The following is a 21867-nucleotide window of genomic DNA, read 5'->3' as shown; positions in this document are numbered from 1 at the left end:
GGCTTGCCGGCCGAGGTTCAGGCCGAGGCGGGCGTCCGGTCCAGGCCGGCCGCCAGCAGGGCGAGCACCTCGCCCTCGCGCGCGGAGCGGGCGCCTCAACGGTGATCGACCCCTGCGCGCGAGGGGAGGCCGGGCGCTCACGCTCGTGACCGGGTCCCCTCCGCGGCGAACCAGGCCGCCGCCTCCGCGCGATTCGCCGCACCGAGCTTGGCGAGGATCGACGAGACGTGCACGCTCGCCGTCTTGGGCGAGATGAACAGGCGCTGGCCGATCTGCACGTTGGTGAGGCCCTCGGCGATGAGCTCGAGGACCTCCCGCTCGCGCGGGGTGAGCCCGACGCCGGCATCGTCGTCGGATCCGTGTCCGCCCGCGCCGAGCCGCGCCAGCGTGGAGCGCGCCCATCCGGCGACGAGCCGGGTGTGCTGCTCCTCGGCGTCGTCGACGAGCGCGGTGAGCGAGGCGATCGCCTCCGCGCGTGCGCCCGCGTCCAGCAAGGCTCGTGCGTGCTCGTAGCGCGCGGTGAGCGCGAGCGCGACCCGCCCGCCCTCCACCGCCGTCGCGTCCCGCACCGCGGTCCACCGCGAGAGCCGGTCGCCGTCACCCGCGAGATCGGCGAGGTACGCGCGCATCGTCGCGTGCATCGGCCGCGTCCAGCGGTCCGCGGGGAACCTGTCGACCGTGGCGCGCAGGCCCGCCTCGAGAGCAGGGTCGGCCTCGATGCCCCATTCCGCGGCGAGCGCCAGGACGCGGCCACCGGACACCAGGAGGTCCCGCACCACGACGGCGTGCTCGGGCAGATCCGGGTTCGCGAGCACTCGCGCGGTCTCGAGCGCCTGCGTCACGGCGCGCCGCCGCTCGACGCCGCCGGTGGTGAGCGCGTGGGACACGGCGGCGTCGATGCCCAGCCGCGCCCAGTTCGCGGTCTCCTCGACGTCGTCCTCGATCGCCTGCACCACCGGCCGCAGCTCGGCGGCGATCGCGAGGAAGCGCTCGGTGTCGCCGTCCCACAGGAGCGCCCCGGCCTCGGCGCGCTGTGCGATCGACAGCCAGCGCCCCGACTCGCCCCGCCACAGCACGCTCGCGCGGTGCGCGTGCGTGAAGGCCTCGTCGACGCGTCCGCGGGCCGCGAGCGCCTCCGCGACGTTCGCGTGGATGTAGCCGCCGCAGGAGCGCTCGCGGCCGGCGGCGATCGCCTGCTCGATGGCGCGCAGCCCCGCGTCGACGGCCTCGGCGTACCGGCCCATGACCATCAGCTGGTCCACGCGGTTGTTCCTCGCGATGAGTCCCGTCTCGGAGTCGGGGCCGTCGACCTCGGTCGCGCGCGCGAGGGTCGCCATCACCTCGTCGTTCCTGCCGAGCGTCTGGAGGACGATGCCCCGCAGGCGCAGGACCGGCCCCAGCGTGTGACGGTCGCCCACCGCCTCCGCGATCGCGAGCGCCTCGTCGGACAGGCCGAGGCCGTCCTCGGCGCGCTCGCGGTGGACCGCGCGCATCGCGAGCGCGTTCGCGCGCAGCGGAGCGAGCTCCGGGTCGGCCGAGTCCTTGACGATCTTCTCCAGCTGCGCGAGGTGGTCGACCCCGCACCCGCAGCCGTCCGCCTCGCACGACACCCGCGTGGCGACCTGGTGCAGCGCGGCGCGCTCGAACGCCGTCGCCTCGGTGCAGGCGTCCAGCGCGTCGTCGACGACCGTCAGTGCGTCGCGCTTGCGGCCGGCGGCGAAGTAGTCGCGCGCGATGTCCGCGGCGAGCGCCGCACGGCTGCGGCCGGCCCGGCCCGCCGGATCCTCCACGGCGCGCCACAGTTCGAGCACCCGCTCGCCCAGCTGGGCGCACGTCTCGAACGCATGGGTGTCGCGTGCCTCGGCGAGGGCGGCCACCGTCGCGTCGAAGGCCCGTGCTGCGTCCCGCGCGCCGAACCAGTGCGCGGCGATGCCGGCCGCGAGCTCGCGCTCGCCGCGCGCGGCGCGTGCCTCGAGGGCCTCCGCGATCGCGGCGTGGTGACGAGCCCGCTCCGAGGGCAGCAGCCCCTGGTAGACGGCCTCGTGCACGAGTGCGTGACGGAACGTGTAGCCGGCGCCGTCGACCACGAGCAGATGGGCGGCGACGCACGCCTGCAGACCGTCGACCAGCCCTTCCGGGTCGCCCTGCCAGACGAGTCCGAGGGTCTCGTCGTCGACCCGCATCCCCGCCACGGCCGCCAGCTTCGCCACCGAGCGCGCTCCCGTCGCCAGGCGGTCGTAGCGCGCGAGCACCACGTCGCGCAGCGAGTCGGGCAGCGGCCCCGGAGGGAGGTCCAGCAGCTCCTCGACGAAGAACGGCACCCCATCCGTGCGCGCCACCAGCTCGGCGAGCTCGCGAGCGGTGGGAGGCCGCCCCATGATCTGGTGCGCCTGGTCCTCGATCTCCTCGGCGGACAACGGTGCGACGTCGACGGTCGCGACCGCCCGGTTGCGTTCGAGCTCGGCGAGGACCGCGCGCAGCGGGTGGCCTCGGCCCACGTCGTCCGAGCGGTACGTCAGGACCAGCGTGAGGTGCGTCGCGCGCAGCGTCGCCGCCAAGGTGGCCACGAGCGCGAGGGACGCGGGGTCCGCCCAGTGGAGGTCCTCCAGCACCACGATCGCGTGGACGTCTGCGGTGAGGTTCTCGACCAGCACCTCGATCGCCTCCGCGACCTCGGCGGTGGCCCGCGAGCGCTCGGGCTCGTCCGGCGCGAGCTCGGGCAGCAGCGAGCCGATCGGCACGAGCGTGGCGGTGCCGCCGGCGGCGGCCCGGAACGCGTCGACTCCCACCGCGTCCATCAGCGCGCGCAACGCGTGCCGGAACGGCGTGAACGGTGCCGCGATCGGCCCCATGTCGACGCAGTGGCCCACGGCGATCGCGCGCGGCACGCCGGCCTCGTCCGCGGCCGCCTCGGCGAGCATCTCCGTGATCAGCCGGGACTTGCCGATGCCCGCCTCGCCGCGCACCACGAGCACGCGCGGCCGGCCCTCGGCGCCGTCGCGCACGGCGGCGCGGATGGTGTCCGCCTGCTGACGGCGCCCCACCATCCGGCCGGCGGGCGCGATCGCGTTCATGGTCATATCGTGACATCCCCGTCCGAAACGCTCCAGGCCGCACGTGGCGCGAGGCGCGACCCCACGCGACCGAGGGAGCCCCAGCGGCCGGGGGCCGCGGCGGGCCGTGCGGGCCGCCCGAACCAGTCGCTGAGGAACCGACGGCGACGTGCGGGCCCGTCGCCGTCGAGGCCCTCGAGCCGCGACCGCCGGAGCTCCGCGGCGGCAGCGACGCCGGCGGCGCGGCGCTCGAGGTAGAGGTCGTTGGCGATGAGCTGGTGCATGATGACTCCCCGTTGTCCCGACCGGCCGGGTGCCGCTGCGGTGACACCGCTCACGGTGCTCCCTAAGGCGCACGTCGGGCATGGGGTGGATGCCCTATCTTCGGCGACGGGGCACCTCAGCCGCGTCCGGGGCGAGCGCGTGCGTCGGCCCGCATTCAGGCCGAGGCGGGCGTCCGGTCCAAGCCGGCGTAGTACGCGGCGGCCTCGGTACGGTTGGCCGCGCCGAGCTTCGCGAGGATCGCGGAGACGTGGACGCTGACGGTCTTGCGCGAGATCACGAGCCGGTCGCCGATCTCGGGATTCGTCAGGCCGGCCGCCAGCAGGGCGAGGACCTCGCCCTCGCGCGCGGTCAGCGAGGGGCCCGCGGTCTGCAGCGCCGTGCCGGCGGTCTCCCGTTCCGCCCATCGCAGGACCAGAGGAGCGCGCCCGGCATCGGGATGACGCGCCAGCGCGTCGAACGCCTCCCGAGCATCCGCGCGGCGGCCCTCGCGTCGCAGCGCGAGCGCCTCCCACAGCCGCGCCTCGAGGACGAGCCGGACCGGCGCGTTGCCGTCGGCCGCTCGGGCGATGTCGCCCCAGGTCTCGGCCGGTGCCTCGGCCACGAGCGCGTCGGCGGTCCGGGCCCAGGCCGCCATCGCCGGATGGCGGGGGAGCGCCGCCGCGACCTCGTGGACGCTCGCGACGAGGCTGTCGTCGGGATCCAGCCGCGCGGAGCGCGCCACGGCGATCGCGCGGCTCGCCGCGACCAGGAGCCGTGCCGCGGCGTCGGGCTCGGCGCGCGCCTCCTCCGTGGACAGCGCGGACGCGCGACCGAGCGCGCTCGTGGCGTGCGCGCGGGCGGCGACGGGCGGGCTCTCCATCGCACGCGCGGTCTCCGCCTCGACCAGGATCGCCGCCCGGTTGAAGGCCGCCTCGGCATCGTCCTCGACCGCGGGCGGGACGCCCGGCCCCTCGATCACCTCCGAGGCCTCGTCGATGCGCCCGTCCCAGAGCAGCGCGGTCGCCTCGATCTCGACCAGGAAGTCCCCCCAGCGTGGCGAGTCCCCCGCGAGCAGGGCGCGCGCGCGGCGCAGGTGCGGCATCGCCTCGTCCGTCCGTCCCGCGTTCACCAGCGCCTCGGCCACGTTGGCGAGGATCGGGGCGCCGATGCGTCGCTCGAGCCCGGCCTCGATCGCCTCATCGAGCGTCGCCAGACCGGCTGCCACCGCCTCGTCGTACCGCCCCATCTGGTTGAGGACGTCCACCAGGTTGGCGGTCGCGCACCGTCCCCACAGCACCGCTCCCGCGTCCATCGTGAGCGCGGCGCGGAGGTCGGCGATCGCATCCTCGTACCTGCTCCGCTTGCGATTGACCACCGCGCGCTTGCACAGGGCCATCGACAGCGTCTCGGGGCTGCCGGCGGTGCGGGCGAGGGCGACGCAGTCGTCCGCGAGCACCGCGCCCCGAGGGGAGTCCGACCGAACCGCTCGAGCCGCCAGGGCCCCGACGCGCAACGGCAGCGCGGCGGCGTCGGTCCGGTCGCCGAGCAGGCGCTCGATCTCCTCGAGGTGAGCCGGCACGCCGGAGCGCCCGACATGCTCCGCCGTGAGCGCCATCGCGGTCGCGTGGAGTCGCGCGCGCTCGATCGCGGCTCCCGTCGCGGGCGCGACGGCGAGCGCCTCGTCGACAGCGCGCATCGCGGAGACGCTCTCGCCCGCGTCGTACAGGTCCTCGGCCACCTGGCAGCGCAGCTCCAGCGCGCTCATGCCCAGCCGCGCCGCAGGGGAGTCGACCCGGTCCCACAGGTCGAGGAGCTGCTCGCCGAGCCGGGCCGCTGACACCACCGCGTAGGCAGAGCGTGCCTCGTCGAGCGCGGTGACGATCGCGGCGAAGGCGCGGTCGACGTCCTGCGCGGCCAGCCAGTGGTGGGAGGCCGCGGCGGCACGCGCGGTGTCGCCCGCGTCGACCCGGTCCTGCTCGATCCGTGCGAGCCGGCGGTGCGCCTCGGTGCGCTCGCTCGGCAGCAGGTCCTGATAGACCGCCTCGCGCAGCAGCGCATGGTGGAAGGCGAAGCCCGCCTCGTCGGCTGTCAGGGCACCGGCGTCGAGGCATTGCCGCAGTCCCTCGAGCCGCTGCGCCTCCTCGCCGTCCCACGCCTCGCGCAGGAGCGCGTCATCGATCCGCTCGCCCGCGACGCTCATGAGCCGGGCGACGGCCCGTGCGGCACCGGGCAGGCGGTCGTACCGGGCGAGGACGATGTCGCGGAGGGTTCCCGCGGCATCGTCGCCGTCGCCGCCGGCGAGCTCCTCGACGAAGAACGGCACGCCCTCGGACCGTCGGAGCACCGACGCCACCACCGCGGCGCCCGGCTCTGTCCCCTGCAGCTCGCGAAGCTGCGACGCGACCTGCTCGCGGGTGAGCCGGTGCAGATCGATCAGGCTCACGCCCCGGCGCCGCTCGAGGTCCGCGAGCACCTCGCGCAGCGGATGCCCCCGGCCGACGTCCTCCGGCCGGTAGGTGAGCACCAGCGTGAGCCTGCTCGCCCGGAGGGTGCCGGCCAGCGTCCGCAGGAGGGCCCGGGTCGCGTCGTCCGCCCAGTGCAGATCCTCGAGGACCAGGAGCAGGTGCTGGTCGACCGACAGGTTCTCGAGCACGCGCTCGATCGCCTCGGCCACGTAGTCGGCCCCGCTGGCGGGCGGCGGCTCCTCGCCCTCGTCGAGCTCCGGGATCAGCCGGGCGAGCGTCGCCCGCACGCGCGGGCTCCCTGCCGCCGCGGCCACCGGCTCGAGCCCGAGCGCCTCGACCAGCTCGTGGAGGAGACGCCGCACCGAGGTGAACGGCGCACCGATGGGTCCCAGGTCGACGCAGCTGCCCGAGGCGACCACGGTGCCCGGCATCTCCCGGGAACGGTCCACCAGGTCGGTGACCAGCCGTGTCTTGCCTATGCCGGCCTCGCCGCGGACGAGCACCGTGGACGGCTCTCCGGCGCGACCCGACGCGACGGCGTCGAGGAGCGCGCCGAGCTCGCGGTCTCGGCCCACCATCCGCGGCGCTGTCGGAACGGTGCTCACGGGTCCTCCCCTCCCCATGCGCGGCCCGCGTCCTCCCCGTCGAGGCGTCGGCCTCCGGGAAGGGCTCGCGACCGGTGCCTCCCGTCGGCGCGGCGGACGACCGGGCGCGGTGCGCGCCACCGGTCCATCGTCGCACCGAACCGCGCCGACGGGAAGGCCGCTACGCGGCGGCCGCACGCCCGCCGTGGTGTGGCAGCACGGCACGGACGGGGTGGGAGAACCACTCACGGAGGGGACGACGGCGGCTGGGTCGAGGCGCGTCCTCGAGGCGCTCGAGCTGGCGACGCCGCGCCTCCGCGGCGGAGTCGAGCGACGCGGCGCGGGTGGTGATGTACAGGCCGTTGGCGGTCAGGTCGTTCATGATGGCTCCCCCTGTCGGAAGCGGTCGTGCGCCGCTTCATCGACGCCACCTACGCTCCGCCCTAAGGCACCCGTCGCACATCGGGCAGGTGCCCTATCTTGAGGGGCGAGCCGGTCCTAGGGGACCTCGGGCGGCACCTCCGGGGTGGGCGTCCGCTCGGTGCGGGCGGTCTGCGCCACCACGATCGCGATCAGCACCACGGCGGCGCCCGCGAGCGGTACCGGGGCGAGGGTCTCGCCCAGCCACAGCCAGGCCACCAGGAAGGCGAACAGCACCTCGGAGCTGGCGATGATCCCCGACGCGGTCGCGCTGATGTGGCGCAGCGACGTGAGGATCAGCGTGAAGGGCGCGAACCCGCCCAGCACGGCGATCCACAGCAGCGGCACCCACATCGGCACGACCACCGCGGAGAGGGCGCCGTCGAGAGAGACGGAACCGTTGAGCAGCGCGGGCTCGACGCGCCACCACCCCGAGAGCAGGGCCCAGAAGGCCGTGGCGAACAGCGACGCCCAGAACGCGATCGCCATGGGAGGCCGGCGCGTCACGCCGCGCTCGCCGGCGAGGAAGTAGAAGGCGTAGCAGACCGCGGCCCCGAGCCCGGCGGCGACGCCGAGCGCGTCGAGGTGGGAGTCCCACACCTGCGCCACCACCGCGAGACCGGCGAGCACGCCGGCGATCGCGAGCCACAGGCGGCGGTGCACCCGCTCCTTGAACACGGCGAACGCGACCACCGCGACCATCACGACGGCGGTGTACTCGAAGAGCAGCGCGACCCCGACCGGGAGCCGCGCGATCGCGACCGAGTACATCCACTGGATCATGGCGAGGCCCGCCACGCCGAGCAGCGCGAGCCGGGCCAGCTCGCCGCGCGTGACGCGGAACTGGGCGCGATCGGTGACCAGCAGCACGCCGCCCGCGATCACGGTGGTGGCGAGCACCCGCATGAAGGTCAGCTGGGGCGGAGTGATCCCGGCCGCCATCACGACCTTGGAGATGGAGCCGTTGATGCCGAACAGCGCGGCCGCGGTGAGCGCGTAGGCGGCACCGAGGCCGGGGGAGCGCAGTCGTGCGGGCACGGCGCAAGCCTAGGGGTCGCGGGCGCCCCGTCCGCGCTAGCATCGTGCCCTGCCAGCCCGCCATCGTGAGGAGCCCCCGTGACCGTCCTGCGCATCGTCCTGCTGATCGTTCACTTCGTCGGCCTCGCGGCGATCCTCGGTCCCTTCCTCGATCAGCTCCGCGCGCGCTCCAAGCGCATCACCACCGCGATGGTGTGGGGCGCCCGCGCGCAGATCGTGACGGGCCTCGCCCTCGTCGGCGTCGCCTACGCGTCCGACCACGAGCCCGACCACGTCAAGATCGCGTTCAAGCTGGTCATCGCGCTGGCCGTCGCGGGAGTGGCGGAGGCGACCCGCAAGCGCGCGGAGCCGGGCGCGGCCTACTGGATCGTCGGCGCGCTGACGCTGCTCAACATCGTCGTCGCCGTCGCCTGGCGCTGAGGTGGCCCAGGTCCGTCAGGCGCGCCCGGACGACTCCGCCGAGATCGTCCACCTCGGCGCACTCATGTACAAGGCCGTCGGCGCGCGGCCCACGCCCTCGTGGGCGGCGGAGTCGGCACGGACCGTGAGGGCGCGCCTGGGCACGGACCTGTTCGGCGTGGTGATCGATGCGGAGGAGGGCGGCCTCGCGGCCTGCGGCCTCGTGAACGTCGCGCCGCGCCTCGCGCGCCCCGGCGCCCAGGCGGAACGGATGGGCTACATCCAGTGGGTCTCCACCGCGCCTCAGCATCAGCGCCGCGGCTACGCGCGTGCGGTGATGGAGGCGCTGCTGGACCTGACCGATGCGATGGGCATCGAGGTGGTGGAGCTCCACGCGAGCCCCGCGGGACTGCACCTCTACCAGGATCTCGGCTTCTTCATCAAGCACGACAACGTCGCGATGACGGCGCAGCGGCTCCGTCCCCGACTCTGACGCGTCAGGCTCGGCGGCGCGCCCGGAACGCCGCGACGGCTGTGGCGATGGCCACGGCCAGCAGGACGATGCCCGCGGCGCCGAGCGCGGCCCACCCGACGATGGCGTCGGCGGGCTCGCCCCGGAGACGGCCGTCGCCGATCCACGCCAGGCCCCAGGCCGCCGCGCCGGCGACCGCCCAGGCGAGGACCGGTGCGGTCGCGAGGTCGCGCACCATCGCGATCACGAGCAGGGCGACCGCGGCGACCACGGCGGTCGCGAGGTAGGTGCCGTCCTCGGGCGCCGCGCCGAGCTGGACGGCGCCGGCGGTGGTCAGGTTCGCGACCGTCGCCACGGACGCCCACCCGAGGTAGAGGCCCGTGGGCACGTCGACGGCCACGGCGTCGATCCACCCGCGCGGCGCAGGGCGGGTGAGGCGCACCGCCGCCCACGACAGCGTCGCGACGATCGCGATGAGCACGCCGACGGACGCCCACAGGAGACCGGCTTGGGCGACCGCGATCCACGCGGCGTTCAGGAGCATCGCCGCGAGCAGGTGCCACGCGACCGCGCGCACCCGGGGGAGGGCGGCGGTCGCGGGGAGCGCCTGGACGACGGCGAACACCGCCAGGCCCAGGTAGATCGGGGTCCAGATCCCGAACGCGGGGGTCGCGGGCGCGAGCAGGGTGGCGTCCGCCGCGAGGGCGCCGTCCGCGGCCTCCTCGATGGGAGTGCCGCCGAAGGCGCCTGCGCCCCACGCCGCTCCCACGATGGCGACCAGGGCGCCCGCGGCGACCACCAGTCGCGGGGCGAGCGCGGGCGCGCTCCGTTCGATGTCGAGCTCGGCGGTGGTGGACTGCGTCATCGGGGCCTCCTCATCGGGATGAACGTGACCGCACCGGTGCTTCTTCCCGGTGGACGGGACGGGCCCCCGGCCGCCGCATCGAGGGGGAGGTGCGGCGGCCCGGGGCCCGGTGGAGGAGGGAGATCAGCTGGCGGCGGCGGCGAGGCGCACGAAGGGCACCGGGTCGTCGGCGAGCGCCTCCAGCGCCTGTGCGGGAGCCGACGGGTTCGCGGCGACCGCGAGCCGCACGTCGGCGTGCGTGTCGTACGCGAGGTCGATCAGGACGGTGCCCGGGGCCGCGGGATTCGCGGCGACGGCGCCACGGACGGAGTCCGCGATGTCGAGGGCCAGCGAGACCAGCGTCGCCGCCTCGGCCGCCGGATGGGCGGCGGCGAGGAGCCGCTCCGCCCGCAGCGGCGAGGTCGCGAGGCGGTGCAGCTCGCGCGTGTCGTTCACGGGGGCGGAGAGTCCGGTGCTTGCCGTGGCGATGGCGGTCATGTTGGCTCCTCTTGGTCTGCGAGGGTGTGGACACCTCGCGCTTTACGGGACCTTTACTGTTTCAGGACTATTCCTACACCCGGTCGCGAGGATGTGCAAGGCCGGAGCGCCGGCAGGTGGCCTGTCGAGAGATCGACGGCGCGTGCGGGGTGGCGCCGCCCGGCGACCCGCGTCGGCGAGGCTGGGCCCGGATGTCGGCGCCCGCGACTAAACTTTCGGCGTGGCGAACGACTATTCAGCGCGGCATCTGTCCGTCCTCGAGGGGCTCGAGGCGGTGCGCAAGCGCCCGGGCATGTACATCGGCACCACGGACTCCCGTGGCCTCATGCACTGCCTGTGGGAGATCATCGACAACTCGGTCGACGAGGCGCTCGGCGGCTTCGGCGACCGCATCGAGATCGTGCTGCACGGCGACGACTCCGTCGAGGTCCGGGACTCCGGCCGCGGGATCCCCGTGGACGTCGAGCCCAAGACGGGGCTCACCGGTGTCGAGGTCGTCATGACCAAGCTCCACGCGGGAGGCAAGTTCGGCGGCGGGTCCTACGCGGCGTCCGGCGGCCTCCACGGCGTCGGCGCGTCGGTCGTCAACGCGCTCAGCGAGCGGCTCGACGTGTGGGTCGACCGTGGCGGCAAGACCCATCACATGGCCTTCCGACGGGGAGAGCCCGGCTACTTCAAGGATCCGGCCGCCGGCCCCGCGCCCGAGAGCACCTTCGAGCCCTTCGTCACGGGCTCCGAGCTCGCCGTGGTCGGCAAGGTCGCCAAGGCGCGCACGGGCACGCGCATCCGCTACTGGGCGGATCGGCAGATCTTCAACAAGGGCGCGTCCTTCAGCTACGACGACCTGCTGGTGCGCGCCCGCCAGACCGCGTTCCTGGTCCCGGGGCTCGAGCTCGTGATCCGCGACGAGCGCGACCCGCTCACCCCGCACGAGGAGTCGTTCCGATACGAGGGCGGCGCGAAGGACTTCGTCGAGTTCATCGCGACGGACACGGCGATCACCGACACCCTTGAGCTCACCGGCTCCGGGACGTACAGCGAGACCGTCCCGGTCCTGAAGCCCAACGGGCACCTGGTGTCCGAAGAGGTCGAGCGCGAGTGCCAGGTCGACGTCGCGCTCCGCTGGGGCACCGGGTACGAGACGGACACGCGGTCGTTCGTGAACATCATCGCGACGCCCAAGGGCGGCACCCACCTCGCCGGCTTCGAGCAGGGGATCGTGAAGGTGCTGCGCGCCCAGATCCAGGCGAACGCGCGGCGGCTCAAGCTGACCGGCAAGGACGGCGCGGAGCGCATCGAGAAGGACGACATCATGGCCGGACTGACCGCCGTGGTGACGGTCAGGATCCCGGAGCCGCAGTTCGAGGGCCAGACCAAGGAGGTGCTCGGCACGGGCCCCGTGCGCGGGATCGTCGCCAAGGTGATCGAGCAGGAGCTGACCGCGATCCTCACGTCGACCAAGCGGGACGCGAAGCTCCAGGCCAACACCGTGCTCGAGAAGGTGGTCGCGGAGATGCGGGCGCGCGTCGCCGCGCGCAAGCAGAAGGAGATCTCGCGGCGCAAGAACGCGCTCGAGACGTCATCCCTGCCGTCGAAGCTCGCGGACTGCCGGAGCAACGACGTCGAGCAGTCCGAGCTCTTCATCGTCGAGGGCGACTCCGCGCTGGGCACCGCCAAGCTCGCGCGTCGCTCCGACTTTCAGGCCCTGCTGCCGATCCGCGGCAAGATCCTCAACGTGCAGAAGGCCTCGGTCACGGACATGCTGCACAACGCCGAGTGCGCCTCGATCATCCAGGTGGTCGGGGCGGGGTCCGGACGCACGTTCGACCTCGAGCAGGCCCGCTACGGCAAGATCATCCTCATGACCGACGCCGACGTCGACGGCGCGCACATCCGCACGCTGCTCCTGACGCTCTTCTTCCGCTACATGAGGCCGCTCGTCGACGCCGGCCGGGTGTTCGCCGCGGTGCCGCCGCTGCACCGGGTCGAGGTCTCGGGCTCCGCGCGACGGGAGAAGGAGTACATCTACACGTACTCGGAGAAGGAGCTCCAGGAGACCCTCCGCGACCTCAAGCGCGCCGGTCGCCGCTACAAGGAGGACATCCAGCGCTACAAGGGACTGGGAGAGATGGACGCCGATCAGCTGGCCGAGACCACCATGGACCCGGAGCGTCGCACGCTCCGCCGCGTCACGAGCGCCGACGCGGCGGCCGCGGAGCGCGTGTTCGAGCTGCTCATGGGCAACGACGTGGGGCCACGCCGCGACTTCATCATCGCGGGTGCCGCGAGCCTCGACCACTCGAGGATCGACGCATGAGCGGCGGGGTCTGGCCCGAGGGGACGCACGAGTCCCGCACGTGCTCCGTGCACCCGTTCGGCTACCACCGCAGCAAGCGCGTCAACGACGCGCCGTCCCGCACGGTCTTCCGTGACGTGCGCTGGGGCGGGCTTCCGCGGCGCTGCGAGTGGCTCGAGCACGAGCTCGACGTGTCCGGACGCGAGCCCGACTTCATCGACGAGCTCTGGATCCGCGAGCGCTCCGGACGAAGGCACGGGCTCGCCGTCATCGGGGTCACCCTCACCGCCGCGGTGCTGGTGTCGTTGATCCTCGCGGGCACCACGACCGTCGCGGCCGTGATCACGGTCGTGATCGGCGGTGCGCTGGTCCTGGGGCTCGACCGCGGTGACGCGGCCCTCCACCACGAGCGGCTGCGACGCATCCGCGACTGGCACAAGCGCGTCGGCTCGCCGCGATAGTCGGACCCTGGGGGCGCCCGTTGTTGGCATGATGGGAGTCCCCGGGCCATCAGGGCGGCGCCGCGCGCGTCGGCAGGCACACGACACGAGGCGGGACGCATGGCGGAGGCCTACATCCAGGCGGGCGACCACGAGGACGCCCTCGAGCCCGTCGGCCTGATCCGGCAGTCGGGCGCGATCCTGCGGGTCGGGCGCATGATGCTCGCCGCGGGCACTGCCAGCTACCGCGTCAAGCAGGCGATGCAGGCGGTGGCGCACGCGCTGGGCGTGGACCACCACGCGGCGCACGTCACGCTCACCGAGATCACGGCGACCACGCACCGCGGACCCATCTTCCGCACCGAGGTCACCGAGATCCGCAGCCTCGGGGTCAACGCGGACCGCATCGCGATGCTCGACCGGTTCCGGCGCGACGTCCCCGAGCGCACCTCGGTCGCGGAGGTCTCCGCGGCGCTCGACCGGATCGAGAAGGCGCCCGCCCGGCACCACCCGGTCATGAACGCGATCTACGCGGGCGGCGCGTGCGCCGGCTTCGCCGTGCTCAACAACGCCCGCCCCCTCGAGGTGATCGCGGTGCTCATCGCCGCGTCGCTCGGCCAGTTCGTGCGTCGCGCCTTCCACCACCGCGGCTTCAACCCCTTCGGCACCACCATGCTCGCGGCGGCGATCGCGTGCGGCGCGTACCTGGGCTCGGTCGCCGTCTACGCGCTCTTCGGCGCCGCGACCGACGTGCACGCCTCGGGCTACATCGCGTGCGTCCTGTTCCTGCTCCCCGGGTTCCCGCTGATCACGGGGGCGCTCGACCTCGCCAAGCTCGACTTCTCCGCGGGGATCTCCCGCATCGTCTTCGGATCGATGATGACGCTCGGCGCGGCGCTCAGCGTGTGGGCGCTCACCCTGCTGGGCGGGCTCGACACCTCCGTGCGCGAGCCCATGGAGATGACCGCGGCCACGCACGTGGTCGTCACCGCACTCGCCAGCCTGATCGGCGTGCTGGGCTTCGCGCTGATGTTCAACTCGCCATGGCGCATGGCCTTGTTCGCCGCGGCGATCGGCATGGTCGCGAACACCATCCGCAAGGCGATGATCGAGGACGGCATGATGATCCAGATGGCGACGGTGATCGCCTGCGTGATCGTGGGCGTGCTCGCGGCCCTCGCCGCGGATCTCGCCCGTTCGCCGATCATCACGCTGCAGGTGCCGGCGGTGCTCGTCATGATCCCCGGGGTGCTGGCGTTCCAGTCGGTGGTGAGCCTCAACGAGGGTCGCTACTCCGACACGATCGGCGCCATCCTGGAGGTGCTGCTGGTGGTCCTGTCGATCATGGTGGGCCTGGTGATCGGCAAGCTGCTGACGGACCGTCATTGGTCGTTCGAGGGTCACTGACGATGAGGGCGCGCCGACGGCGCGCGAGGACCTGGGGGAGCACGATGCGGGGGTCACGCCCCGGTGAGGGGCTGAGATGGACAGGGTGATCGAGAGGACCCGGCGCATCGCCGTGCTCGACGGCCATCGCCTGAGCGACCGCGCGGTCGACAGGCTCGCGATGGCCGCCGCGTCGCTGGTGCTGTTCTCGACGGACGCGCTGTTCGACGCCACGGACAGGTTCCGCGCACTCCGCCCCGACATCGAGGTCCTCGACGGCGGGCTCCTCAAGGGCGGTGGGGTCCGGGAGGCGATCGTCGCCGCGGCGGAGGCCGGATGCGTGCTGCTCGCGGTGGCCGAGCCGATCCAGCGTCGCCGCTTCCTGCACCAGGCGGTCAACGGTGCCATCGACGCGGGGGAGCGCGGTCATCCCACCGTCGCGGTCCTCATCATGCGTCCCCGCGAGGTGCCCGGCGACGTGGCCGTGTTCTCCAACACGGGCGAGGCCTCGGGGTACGGGCTCGCGTTCGCCCTCGAGATCGCGATGCGGCGCGGTGTCGACGTGGCGCGCATCCTGCCCACCAAGGGCCTGTACGTGCGTCGCACCGCGGAGGTCGGCCACAAGGCGGACGTCGAGGCGGGCGGCTACGGGGTGAAGGTGCGGTACCGCAAGGTCGCGCGCCCCCTCGAGACGGTGCTGCGGGGCCAGTACACCCTGGCGGTCCACTCCGTGCTCGACGTGATCGGGCGCCGCTCCACGCGCGCCGAGCCGGGCGCGCCGGCGCGGCTCCAGCACGATGCCAACGTCGACGCCGTGCTGTGGCTGCTGCGCTTCTTCCGCGGCGACGTCCTCCTCGTGGGCGACACCGTCCGGCTGCGCCAGCCGCGCGAGCGCGACGCGGTGGTCGTGGAGCCGACCGTCTAGGGTCCAGCGATCGCCGACGCGGTCAGCCGACGCCGCCCACGGGCGCCGGCATGCCGACGCCCGACCCGTCGCGTCGGCCGGGCTCGCCGGGCAGGTCGAGAGGCTGGCCCGCGCCGGAGCACGCGCGCGGCGGGGCCGCGCCCGCCCACGCGAGCAGCAGCGCGTCCTCACCCTTGAGGAAGCGGTGCGACCGGACCCCGCCGGTGGCCCGCCCCTTCCCGGGGAACTCCGCCAGCGGCGTCCACTTGGCGGAGCCCGCCGCCGTGCCGGGGAGCGCGTCGGACGGTCCCGCGATCGTCACCACGGCGGCCTCGGTGCCCGCGGCGATCGTGCCGAAGAACACGGCCGAGGCGCCGGCGGCCAGCTTGATGCCCGCCATGCCGCCGCCCGCGCGGCCTTGCGGCCTGACGTTCGCCGCGTCGAAGTGCAGCAGGCTCGCGTCCGACGCGATGAAGAGCAGCTCGTCGCCGTCGGCCGCGGCGCCGGCCCCGATCACGACGTCACCGTCGGCGAGCGCGATCGCCTCCCAGGCGTCCTTCGTCGGGACGTCGTCCGCCTTGACACGCTTGACGATGCCGCGGGCCGTGCCGAGCGCGAGCGGGGCGGTCCCGTCGAGAGGGACCAGGGCGAGCGCGTCCTCGCCGCGCTCCAGCACGACGAGCTCGCCGATCGGGGTGCCGCCCCCGAGCGACGGCGGCTCGCTGGTCGGGGCGAGCGCGGGGACGTCGAGCAGCGACAGCCGGACGATGCGACCCGTCGTCGTGACGACGCCGACATCCGCGCGTGCCGTGGCGTGCACGGTCGACCGCAGCGCGTCGTGCGGGGAGCGCCGGCCGTCGCGCGCGGGGGGCTCGTCGGCCGACGTACGGGCGATCAGCCCGGTGGTCGACAGCAGGGCGTAGCACGGCGAGTCCTCGATCTCCATCGCCATCGCGGGCGCCTTGGCGCGGCTCGCGCCGGTCGCCGCCGCGGGTGCGAGGGCGCCGCCGTCGGCGAGCAGGATGGTGCGACGCGGGGTGCCGTGCTCGGCGGCCGCGGCGTCCATCTCGCGGCCCACCACGGACCGGAGCACGGACTCGGACCCGAGGATCTCCTCGAGCTCGGCGATCTCGGCGAGCAGCTGCGACTTCTCGTTCTCGAGCTCGAGGCGCGAGAACTTGGTGAGGCGGCGCAGGCGCAGCTCGAGGATGTACTCGGCCTGGATCTCCGACAGGTCGAAGGCGGTGCGCAGCCGCTCCTTGGCGACCGCCGCATCGTCCGCCGCCCGGATGATCTGGATGACCTCGTCGATGTCGAGGATCGCGATGAGCAGGCCGTCGACCAGGTGGAGCCGGTCGCGACGGGCGGCGAGGCGGTGGCGCGAGCGACGTCGCACCACCTCGACGCGATGCCCGACCCACACCGACAGGAGCTCCTTGAGCCCGAGGGTCCGGGGCTCGCCGTCGACGAGCGCCACGTTGTTGATCGAGAACGACTCCTCGAGCGGCGTGTACCGGTAGAGCTTCTCGAGGACGGCCTCGGGGTTGAAGCCGTTCTTGACCTCGATGACCAGCCGCAGCCCGTGATGGCGATCCGTGAGGTCCGTGACGGCGGAGATGCCCTCGAGCTTCTTGGACGAGACGCCGTCCTTGATCTTCTCGATGACCTTCTCGGGGCCCACCAGGTAGGGGAGCTCGGTCACGACGATGCCCTGACGGCGCGCCGTGACCTTCTCGATCCGCGTGGTGGCGCGGGTGATGAAGCGACCACGCCCCGACTCGTACGCCTCGCGCACCCCCTCGAGGCCCACGATCTTGCCGCCGGTCGGCAGGTCGGGCCCGGGCACGAACCGCATGAGCTCGTCGAGCTCGGCGCGCGGGTTGTCGAGCAGGTGGCGGGCCGCGGCCACCACCTCGATCAGGTTGTGCGGCGCCATGTTGGTCGCCATGCCGACGGCGATGCCGGCGGCGCCGTTGACCAGCAGGTTCGGGATCGCCGCCGGCAGCACGGCCGGCTGCGTGAGCTTGTTGTCGTAGTTGGGGACGAAGTCGACGACGTCCTCGCCCAGGTCCGCCGTCATCGCGAGCGCGGCGGGTGCGAGCCGGCACTCCGTGTATCGGGACGCCGCCGGGCCGTCGTCGAGCGAGCCGAAGTTGCCGTGGCCGTCGACCAGCGGGAGCCGCAGGGAGAAGGACTGCGCCATGCGCACCAACGCGTCGTAGATCGCTGAGTCGCCGTGCGGATGCAGCTTTCCCATCACCTCGCCGACGACGCGCGCCGACTTCACGTAGCCGCGCTCGGGTCGCAGGCCCATGTCCTGCATCATGTAGACGATGCGGCGCTGCACGGGCTTGAGGCCGTCGCGGGCGTCGGGCAGCGCCCGGGAGTAGATGACCGAGTAGGCGTACTCGAGGAACGAGGCCTCCATCTCCGCGCTCACGTCGATGTCGACGATCTGCGCGTCGGCCGCGTGGGTCATCTGACGCCTCTTCTCTCTCCGGCGCCGCGGTGTGCCGCGGCGATGCTCAGCCCGTATTGTCTCGCGGCGGTCGGACACCCGCCGCTCGCCACGCGGGGCCCGGTCCGACCGCCCCGCGGGGGACAGCCGGGCGACAGCCCACGAAGGTGAGACAATAGCCGCCATGGCTCACACGCTCGACCAGGCCGTCCGGACGGCCGGCTACTACCCGGCCCTCGCCACCACCGTGCTGCGCTCCGCGATCGGCGCCGAGAACGTGCGCGGGCACTTCGTGCACGCCGAGACCACGTTCGACGACCGCGAGGTCCGGCGTCACATGACCGCGCTGGTCATCACCGAGACCCGGCTGCTGCGTCTCCACATGGACGACGGTGCCGGTCTCGGGGGCCAGGAGAGCGGACGCGAGGCCTCCGCCACGGTCGAGACCACCGCGCTGACCGCGATCCGGAACACGGCGATGACCCACGTGATCCACGACCCCGAGGCGTTCACCGAGGGCGACCTCCCGAACGAGCTCGTGCTCGCGGTCGGCGGCTCCGTCCACTCCCGGCTCGACCTCGAGCCCGCCACCTGCGGCGACCAGAGCTGCGAGGCCGACCACGGCTACACCGGGACCCTGACGTCGGACGACATCCTCGTGCGCGTCAGCGTGATCGCCGACGGCGAGGACACGGTGCGCGCGCTCCAGGACTTCTCCTCGGTGCTGCAGGGGGCGATCGGGGCGCGCTTGTGACGCTCGACAGGCTCGCCGCGGTGGGCCTGTCGCTCCCCGACCTGGGTGGACGGGAGCTCGGCGCCGTGCTCCCCGCCGCGCTGGCGGCGCTCGGTGCGCCCGGCATCGTCCCCGGACGCGACGCCGAGGCCGACCGGGCGCGCCTGGGCGTCCCGCACGCAGACCACGTCGTGGTCGTGCTGCTCGACGGACTGGGCCATCATCAGCTCGACGCGCGCCGCGGACACGCCCCCTTCCTGAGGACCACGGAGTCGGGCGTCATCTCCGCCGGGTTCCCCACCACCACGGCGACGTCGCTCGCGATGTTCGGGACCGGACGCGCCGCCGGCGCCACCGGCATGACCGGCTACACGGCTCATAACCCCGCCACCGGGGCCGCCGCGAACCTGGTCTCGTGGGACGGCGCGGGTGACCCGGAGACGTGGCAGCGCGAGCCGTCCCTGCTGCGGCTCGCGGCGGAGGCGGACATCACGGTGACCACGCTCGGCAAGCGCAGGTTCGCGGGCTCCGGCCTCACGCGCGCCGCGTTGTCGGGAGGCGAGTTCGTGGGCGCCGATCCGCTCGCGCAACGCGTGGACGAGGCGATCGCGCGCGCCCGGCGCCCGGGCCTGACCTACCTCTACTGGGGCGAGATCGACGCCGCCGGTCACCAGCACGGCTGGCAGTCGGATCCCTGGGTCGCGGCCCTCGAGGAGGCGGACCAGGAGCTGCGGCGCCTGCGCGCGCGGCTGCCGAGGCGCGCCGCGCTGGTCGTGACGGCGGATCACGGCATGGTGGACGTCACGGGAGCCCCGCGGTGGGACCTCGGGAACGAGCCCGCGCTCGCCCGCGGCATCCGCCTGGTGGCGGGGGAGCCGCGCGCCCTCCACCTGCACCTCGAGGACGCGGGCGCGGCCGATGCGGTGGCGGCCCGATGGTCCGACGTGCTGGACGGCCATGGCGTGCCGATGACGCGGGACCAGGCGGTCGGGGCGGGGCTCTTCGGCGCGGTGGCGCCCCATGTCGAGCCCAGGATCGGCGACGTGGTGGTCGCCATGGCGGGACGTGCCACCGTGGTGGACTCGCGCACCCAGAGCGCGCAGGCGCTCGGACTCATCGGTGTCCACGGCTCGCTCACCGAGGACGAGCTGCGGGTCCCCCTGCTGGTCGCCCACGGCTGAGGCCGGGGCTGCGTCTGCTGGTCAGCCCTGGTCGTTCTTCGCGCCGAACACGATCTCGTCCCAGCTGGGCACGGAGGCGCGTCCACGCTTCGCGGCCGTGCGGCGCTCGGACGGCTCCGCGGGCTTGGCGGGCGCAGGTGCGGGTGCGGCGGTCTCGGCGGTCTGCTCGCGTGCCTTCCCGGCGGGGTGGCGGAAGCCGGTCTCCGCCTGACGCGCTCGCGCGGGGCCGAAGCCCTCGAACACCTCGTCGTCCTCGTCGGTCTCGGGGTCGTCCACCGTCTCACGGGTGCCGCGGCGGAGATCGAGGTCGTCGAGCAGCAGCTCGGTGGGGTTGTCGACGGGCGAGGCGGGCGGCGTCGCCGGCGCGAGCTCGACCACCGGGACGGCGTCGGTCGTGGGCGCGGGCGGGCGGCTCTCCTGCAGAGGCGCCGCGGTCTCCGCGGCCTCGCGGACCGCCGAGAGGTGGCGGCGCGGGATCGGCACGTCGAGCAGCTCGGTCTCCGAGAGCCAGCGCGCCTCCTCGTCCTCCGCCGTGACCGTCCTCGCGGCGTGGTCGAACACCCACTGGGCTCGCACCGATCGTCCGGACACGCGGTAGTCGGCGGCGACCCGCCACGGCTCGTCGACCTCCCGCCAGGCATCCCAGACCACGGACTCCGGGTCGACGCCACGGGCGGCGAGGCGGTCGGTCACCAGCTCGCCGAGCTGGGGAGCGGACGGATCGCGGCCGATCCGCGTCTCCTGCGCGAGATCCGCGATGTAGCGCCGCTCCGCCACCACGGGTCCCTCGTACTTCTCGACGGAGGCCATCGCGATGCCGGTGAGCTCGCACAGCTCGGCGGCGGTGAGGCCGCCGCGGATGCGCTGCTGGATCTCCCTCGGGCTCAGCGTCGGAGCCTCGTCCACCTGCTCGGCCGGCGGCCGGGAGGATGCCGCCGGACGCGTGTAGCGGACGGCGTGGCGCAGCTCGTCGGTCAGCGGCAGCTCGAATCGGTCGCCCGACTCGGTCTCCACCACCAGGTGGAGGCCGTCCTCCGACGGGCCGACGAGTGAGAGGCTGGTCATGCCCACAGGGTGCCACGCGCCCGCCCGCCCCGCTGGGTGCGACACCCCGAGCGCGCGCAACCGGGTCCGAGGCCCGCCGAGGCCCTGCCTACGATGAAGGCATGACCACGCCGCTCGAGCTGATGGACGTCGCCCGCACCCTCGCGCTGGAGGCGCAGCGGCTGGTCGCCGCCGGACGCCGCGAGGCCGAGGTCCAGCACACCAAGTCGTCCGACGTCGACATCGTCACGCAGATGGACATCGCCGCCGAGCGGCTGCTGCGTCAGCGCCTCGCCGAGCTCCGCCCCGATGACGGCGTGCTGGGGGAGGAGGGCGACGACGTGGCGAGCCGCTCCGGCATCACCTGGGTGGTCGACCCGATCGACGGCACCGTCAACTACCTCTACGGGATCCCGCACTGGTCGGTCTCGGTCGCCGCTGTCAGCGGTCCCCCCGAGCCTCGCGCGTGGACGCTCGAGGCGGGCGCGGTGGCGGACGCGGGCGGCAGCGTGTGGTCCGCCGCCCGGGGCGAGGGCGCGTGGCGCGACGGTCGCAGGCTCCGCCGTGAGGGGACCCCGGCGCTGGGCGCGTCGCTGGTCGCGACCGGCTTCCAGTACACGGCCGACAAGCGCGCGGCGCAGGGGCGGCTGGTCGCGCAGCTGCTGCCGCAGATCCGCGACATCAGGCGGCTCGGCTCGGCCTCGATCGACCTGTGCCACGTCGCCGCGGGTCTGGTCGACGCGTACTACGAGCACGGGCTGCACCCGTGGGACTTCGCGGCCGGCGCGCTGATCGCCGCGGAGGCGGGCCTGCGCGTGGCGGGACTCGACGGCGCCGCCCCCGACGACAGCCTCCTGGTGGCGGCCGCGCCAGGCGCCTGGGACGCGCTGCACGACGCGCTGATCGCGGCCGGCGCGCGCACCATCTGACGTCCGCGGCGGGGGTCGGTCCGGCCGGGAGAGCGCGTTCAGCGCGCACGAGTCGCATTCTGCCGCGCGATGGGGCACAATGCTCCCGCCTATGGGGAACAAAAGTGCCCCACCCGGCATTGGACAGCCACAGGCACCCTGGAAGGAAGCAGCCCGCATGGCAACGGATTACGACGCCCCGCGCAAGACCGACGACGAGATCTCGGCGGACTCGATCGAGGAGCTGAAGGCTCGGCGCGCCGACAAGACGTCCGGCGTGGTCGACGAGGACGAGGCCGAGGCGGCCGAAGGCTTCGAGCTGCCGGGCGCCGACCTCTCGGGCGAGGAGCTCTCAGTCCGGGTGCTGCCCCCTCAGCAGGACGAGTTCACCTGCATGTCGTGCTTCCTGGTGCATCACCGCAGCCAGCTCGCCACCTTCAAGGGCGACCAGCCGATCTGCTCGGAGTGCGCGGCCTGATC

19 protein-coding genes are annotated in these 21867 nt (G+C 73.8%); 10 read left to right on the top strand and 9 right to left on the bottom strand.

The window, feature by feature from the left end:
* Window positions 1-137 precede the first annotated feature (137 nt).
* The 5 genes from QQX10_RS01335 to QQX10_RS01315 form a co-directional block, all read right to left on the bottom strand.
* On the bottom strand, window positions 138-3074 hold the full coding sequence (locus QQX10_RS01335; RefSeq protein ID WP_301144384.1) for a helix-turn-helix transcriptional regulator: 2937 nt from the start codon (window positions 3072-3074) through the stop codon (window positions 138-140).
* 2 nt (window positions 3075-3076) lie between these two features.
* Window positions 3077-3337, bottom strand: a complete 261-nt coding sequence (locus QQX10_RS01330; RefSeq protein ID WP_301144383.1) for a hypothetical protein — start codon at window positions 3335-3337, stop codon at window positions 3077-3079.
* Window positions 3338-3492: 155 nt separating this feature from the next.
* The gene (locus tag QQX10_RS01325) at window positions 3493-6387 is read right to left on the bottom strand and encodes a helix-turn-helix transcriptional regulator (RefSeq protein ID WP_301144382.1); all 2895 of its coding nucleotides are present in this window, start codon (window positions 6385-6387) and stop codon (window positions 3493-3495) included.
* Between the two features lie 160 nt (window positions 6388-6547).
* Complete coding sequence (locus tag QQX10_RS01320; protein WP_301144381.1) at window positions 6548-6748, bottom strand: hypothetical protein; 201 nt, start codon at window positions 6746-6748, stop codon at window positions 6548-6550.
* Window positions 6749-6864: 116 nt separating this feature from the next.
* Window positions 6865-7824, bottom strand: coding sequence for an EamA family transporter (locus QQX10_RS01315; RefSeq protein ID WP_301144380.1), 960 nt, complete (start codon window positions 7822-7824; stop codon window positions 6865-6867).
* Between the two features lie 78 nt (window positions 7825-7902).
* Here QQX10_RS01315 and QQX10_RS01310 point away from each other — a divergent pair, with 78 nt between their 5' ends.
* Both QQX10_RS01310 and QQX10_RS01305 read left to right on the top strand, forming a co-directional pair.
* A complete protein-coding gene (locus tag QQX10_RS01310; protein WP_301144379.1) occupies window positions 7903-8244 on the top strand; it encodes a hypothetical protein in 342 nt (113 codons plus the stop codon).
* A 1-nt stretch (window position 8245) separates the two neighbouring features.
* Entirely contained in the window at window positions 8246-8716 is a 471-nt protein-coding gene (locus QQX10_RS01305) for a GNAT family N-acetyltransferase (RefSeq protein ID WP_301144378.1), read from the top strand.
* A gap of 4 nt (window positions 8717-8720) precedes the next feature.
* On the opposite strand, the gene QQX10_RS01300 is transcribed toward QQX10_RS01305, so the two are convergent.
* Both QQX10_RS01300 and QQX10_RS01295 read right to left on the bottom strand, forming a co-directional pair.
* Window positions 8721-9560, bottom strand: coding sequence for a TspO-related membrane protein (locus QQX10_RS01300; RefSeq protein ID WP_301144377.1), 840 nt, complete (start codon window positions 9558-9560; stop codon window positions 8721-8723).
* 123 nt (window positions 9561-9683) lie between these two features.
* Window positions 9684-10037, bottom strand: a complete 354-nt coding sequence (locus tag QQX10_RS01295) for a hypothetical protein (protein WP_301144376.1) — start codon at window positions 10035-10037, stop codon at window positions 9684-9686.
* A 220-nt stretch (window positions 10038-10257) separates the two neighbouring features.
* On the opposite strand from QQX10_RS01295, the gene QQX10_RS01290 reads away from it, so the two are divergent.
* The 4 genes from QQX10_RS01290 (at window position 10258) to QQX10_RS01275 (ending at window position 15084) form a co-directional block, all read left to right on the top strand.
* Window positions 10258-12354, top strand: a complete 2097-nt coding sequence (locus QQX10_RS01290; protein WP_301144375.1) for a DNA gyrase/topoisomerase IV subunit B — start codon at window positions 10258-10260, stop codon at window positions 12352-12354.
* The gene (locus QQX10_RS01285) at window positions 12351-12794 is read left to right on the top strand and encodes a hypothetical protein (protein WP_301144374.1); all 444 of its coding nucleotides are present in this window, start codon (window positions 12351-12353) and stop codon (window positions 12792-12794) included. The genes QQX10_RS01290 and QQX10_RS01285 overlap by 4 nt, the downstream gene beginning before the upstream one ends.
* A 99-nt stretch (window positions 12795-12893) precedes the next feature.
* Window positions 12894-14180: a threonine/serine exporter family protein gene (locus QQX10_RS01280; RefSeq protein WP_301144373.1), complete on the top strand. Its 1287-nt coding sequence runs from the start codon at window positions 12894-12896 to the stop codon at window positions 14178-14180.
* 76 nt (window positions 14181-14256) lie between these two features.
* Entirely contained in the window at window positions 14257-15084 is an 828-nt protein-coding gene (locus QQX10_RS01275) for a hypothetical protein (RefSeq protein ID WP_301144372.1), read from the top strand.
* A 22-nt stretch (window positions 15085-15106) separates the two neighbouring features.
* On the opposite strand, the gene QQX10_RS01270 is transcribed toward QQX10_RS01275, so the two are convergent.
* Entirely contained in the window at window positions 15107-17542 is a 2436-nt protein-coding gene (locus QQX10_RS01270; RefSeq protein WP_301144371.1) for a DNA gyrase/topoisomerase IV subunit A, read from the bottom strand.
* 163 nt (window positions 17543-17705) lie between these two features.
* Between QQX10_RS01270 and QQX10_RS01265 the strand changes: the two genes are divergently transcribed.
* A complete protein-coding gene (locus QQX10_RS01265) occupies window positions 17706-18275 on the top strand; it encodes a DUF5998 family protein (protein WP_301144370.1) in 570 nt (189 codons plus the stop codon).
* The gene (locus QQX10_RS01260; RefSeq protein ID WP_301144369.1) at window positions 18272-19435 is read left to right on the top strand and encodes an alkaline phosphatase family protein; all 1164 of its coding nucleotides are present in this window, start codon (window positions 18272-18274) and stop codon (window positions 19433-19435) included. Before QQX10_RS01265 ends, QQX10_RS01260 begins: the two co-directional genes overlap by 4 nt.
* Before the next feature lie 21 nt (window positions 19436-19456).
* On the opposite strand, the gene sepH is transcribed toward QQX10_RS01260, so the two are convergent.
* Entirely contained in the window at window positions 19457-20500 is a 1044-nt protein-coding gene (sepH, locus tag QQX10_RS01255) for a septation protein SepH (protein WP_301144368.1), read from the bottom strand.
* 101 nt (window positions 20501-20601) lie between these two features.
* Between sepH and QQX10_RS01250 the strand changes: the two genes are divergently transcribed.
* Both QQX10_RS01250 and QQX10_RS01245 read left to right on the top strand, forming a co-directional pair.
* Window positions 20602-21408, top strand: coding sequence for an inositol monophosphatase family protein (locus QQX10_RS01250; RefSeq protein ID WP_301144367.1), 807 nt, complete (start codon window positions 20602-20604; stop codon window positions 21406-21408).
* A gap of 157 nt (window positions 21409-21565) precedes the next feature.
* Complete coding sequence (locus tag QQX10_RS01245) at window positions 21566-21865, top strand: DUF4193 domain-containing protein (RefSeq protein ID WP_301144366.1); 300 nt, start codon at window positions 21566-21568, stop codon at window positions 21863-21865.
* The last annotated feature ends 2 nt before the right edge of the window (window positions 21866-21867 follow it).

The sequence above is a fragment of the Demequina lignilytica genome (assembly GCF_030418305.1).
Taxonomy (GTDB): Bacteria; Actinomycetota; Actinomycetes; order Actinomycetales; family Demequinaceae; genus Demequina; species Demequina lignilytica.
The sequence above is the reverse complement of the archived record's forward strand: the minus strand, read 5'-3'. Positions and strand labels throughout refer to the sequence as shown.

Coding starts and splice junctions, on each gene's coding strand:
- QQX10_RS01335 (WP_301144384.1), bottom strand. CDS start 3,074: ATGAACGCGATCGCGCCCGCCGGCCGGATGGTGGGGCGCCGTCAGCAG.
- QQX10_RS01330 (WP_301144383.1), bottom strand. CDS start 3,337: ATGCACCAGCTCATCGCCAACGACCTCTACCTCGAGCGCCGCGCCGCC.
- QQX10_RS01320 (WP_301144381.1), bottom strand. CDS start 6,748: ATGAACGACCTGACCGCCAACGGCCTGTACATCACCACCCGCGCCGCG.
- QQX10_RS01300 (WP_301144377.1), bottom strand. CDS start 9,560: ATGACGCAGTCCACCACCGCCGAGCTCGACATCGAACGGAGCGCGCCC.
- QQX10_RS01295 (WP_301144376.1), bottom strand. CDS start 10,037: ATGACCGCCATCGCCACGGCAAGCACCGGACTCTCCGCCCCCGTGAAC.
- QQX10_RS01285 (WP_301144374.1), top strand. CDS start 12,351: ATGAGCGGCGGGGTCTGGCCCGAGGGGACGCACGAGTCCCGCACGTGC.
- QQX10_RS01280 (WP_301144373.1), top strand. CDS start 12,894: ATGGCGGAGGCCTACATCCAGGCGGGCGACCACGAGGACGCCCTCGAG.
- QQX10_RS01275 (WP_301144372.1), top strand. CDS start 14,257: ATGGACAGGGTGATCGAGAGGACCCGGCGCATCGCCGTGCTCGACGGC.
- QQX10_RS01270 (WP_301144371.1), bottom strand. CDS start 17,542: ATGACCCACGCGGCCGACGCGCAGATCGTCGACATCGACGTGAGCGCG.
- QQX10_RS01265 (WP_301144370.1), top strand. CDS start 17,706: ATGGCTCACACGCTCGACCAGGCCGTCCGGACGGCCGGCTACTACCCG.
- sepH (WP_301144368.1), bottom strand. CDS start 20,500: ATGACCAGCCTCTCACTCGTCGGCCCGTCGGAGGACGGCCTCCACCTG.
- QQX10_RS01250 (WP_301144367.1), top strand. CDS start 20,602: ATGACCACGCCGCTCGAGCTGATGGACGTCGCCCGCACCCTCGCGCTG.
- QQX10_RS01245 (WP_301144366.1), top strand. CDS start 21,566: ATGGCAACGGATTACGACGCCCCGCGCAAGACCGACGACGAGATCTCG.